The sequence below is a fragment of the Inconstantimicrobium porci genome (genome assembly GCF_009696465.1).
In the GTDB taxonomy this organism is placed as follows: Bacteria; Bacillota; Clostridia; order Clostridiales; family Clostridiaceae; genus Inconstantimicrobium; species Inconstantimicrobium porci.
This window is the reverse complement of record NZ_VULX01000065.1, coordinates 1-2,194: the sequence shown is the minus strand read 5'-3', so window position 1 is coordinate 2,194 and position 2,194 is coordinate 1. Positions and strand designations below refer to the sequence as shown.

At 27.4% G+C, this 2,194-nt stretch carries 1 protein-coding gene and 1 pseudogene; both read left to right on the top strand.

What is annotated here, in order from left to right; all coding sequences use genetic code 11:
• Nucleotides 1–99: 99 nt before the first annotated feature.
• A pseudogene (istA, locus tag FYJ33_RS15920) lies at nt 100–1,391 on the top strand (IS21 family transposase).
• Complete coding sequence (gene istB / locus FYJ33_RS15915; RefSeq protein WP_154532935.1) at nt 1,388–2,140, top strand: IS21-like element helper ATPase IstB; 753 nt, start codon at nt 1,388–1,390, stop codon at nt 2,138–2,140. The pseudogene istA and the gene istB overlap by 4 nt, the downstream one beginning before the upstream one ends.
• The last annotated feature ends 54 nt before the right edge of the window (nt 2,141–2,194 follow it).

Genomic DNA, 2,194 nt, shown 5'->3' with positions numbered 1-2,194 from the left:
TATAAATGCTACAATAAATATGTAAATAAACGATCGTTTAAGAATGCATGAAATTGTTTTTATAAGTTATAATTATTTCATAAATTTTTGGAGGTAATTATGCTTATAAAAACTAATATTTATAAAGAAATAGAAATAAAAAAATTGGAGGATCTTCCTAAATTAAAGATTCTTATGGAGGAAAATAATTTGAAAGTAAATAAAAGTCAAATTGCTAGAGAGCTTGGAGTTGATCCTAGAACTGTAGGGAAATATTTAAATGGATATACTAAACCTTCTCGTCGAAAAAGGAAATCAAAAATTGATGAATTTGAGCCCATTATAAGATCACTTCTTAGTAAGGATTCTATTCAAATATTCTACTACAAGAGAATTTTATGGCAATATCTTAAAGATAACTATAATCTCGATTGTGCACAATCTTCGTTTAGAAGATACATATCTAGCAAACCTGAATTTAATGATTATTTTAAAAGAAGGCAAAAAGGTCATATATCTAATAATTCTACAATGCGATATGAAACTGGTAAAGGACAGCAGGCTCAATTAGATTGGAAAGAAAACATTAATTTTGTATTAAAAACTGGTGAAACAATAAATGTTAATATATTTGTTCTTATTCTTTCTTATTCAAGATTTAGAGTTTACAAGCTTTCTTTAGATAAATCTCAAGAAATATTATTTTCATTTCTAAATGAGGCATTTGAGACATTTGAAGGTGTTCCTCATGAATTATTAACAGATAATATGAAAACTGTTATGGATGAAGCTAGAACAAACTATAGAAAGGGGAAAGTAAATAATAAGTTTCAACAATTTGCTGATGATTATGGTTTTAAAGTTCGCCCCTGCATAGCAGGAAGGCCGAATACTAAAGCAAAAGTAGAAGCTCCAATGAAGCTGCTTGATGAAATAAGAGCTTATAATGGACAACTTGATTATGAAGGTCTTGTAAGACTTATTGAGAATTTAAATAATAGGATAAATAGTTCTTATCACACTGCAACTGGAAAAATTCCAATTTTGCATCAAAAAAGAGAAAAAGATTTCTTACTTGCACTTCCTACGGAACAAATAAGAAATCAATACAAAATTACCACTACTAGTGTTAAAGTCAATCGCCAAAGCATGATTTCATATAAATCAAATCAGTATTCTGTACCACCAGAATACATAGGTAAAAGACTAAAATTACAAGTATATGATAACCAACTACATATATATTGTAACACAGATTTGGTTAATATTCATGATGTAACAACTAAAAAATTAAACTATCATGAGGATCATTACTTAGAAATTAGTTCTTCTACCTTTAACTGCAAAGATTATGAGATGGCAAAAATGGCAAAAAACAACTTAAATATGATAGGAGAAGTATACAAAAATGAATAGTACATATAATCAATTAGTAAAAAATTTAGAATACTTAAAAATGAAACAAATGATTACACATCTTAATGAGGTTATTGATTTTACAACAAATAATAACTTGTCATTTGTTGATGCTTTAATAAAACTTACAGCTTATGAAATAGATTATAAAGAAGCAACTATGATAAAAGCAATGGTTAAAGTAGGAGCTTTTCCACATAATAAAGAAATCAAAGACTTTGATTTTGATTTTCAACCAAGTATTAACAAAGAGCAAATACTTGATTTTATATCATTTCGTTTTTTAGAAGCTAATGAGAATATTGTATTTTTAGGTTCTAGTGGAGTTGGCAAGACGCATTTAGCTACATCTATTGGAATCGCTGCCGCGAAGCGAAGATACAGTACATATTTTATTAAATGCAATGATTTATTACAGCAGCTTAAAAGAGCCAAGCTTGAGAATAGATTAGATGCAAGGCTGAAGCATTTTAGTAAATATAGATTACTAATAATAGACGAATTGGGTTATCTTCCTATTGATAAAGAAGATTCCAAACTATTTTTTCAGCTTATAGATAAAAGATATGAAAATAAAAGCACAATATTAACTACAAATATAAACTTTAATGCATGGGATGATATTTTTCTAGATCCTATAATTGCTAATGCTATTTTAGATAGAATACTTCATCATGCACACGTAGTTTCAATTACTGGAAATTCATATCGTTTAAAGGATCATATGAATTTCGAAGAAGAATAAAAAAACTACATTCTTAAATGATCAAAAATTTACATGATTAACTTGACATTTATA

Coding starts and splice junctions, on each gene's coding strand:
- istB (WP_154532935.1), top strand. CDS start 1,388: ATGAATAGTACATATAATCAATTAGTAAAAAATTTAGAATACTTAAAA.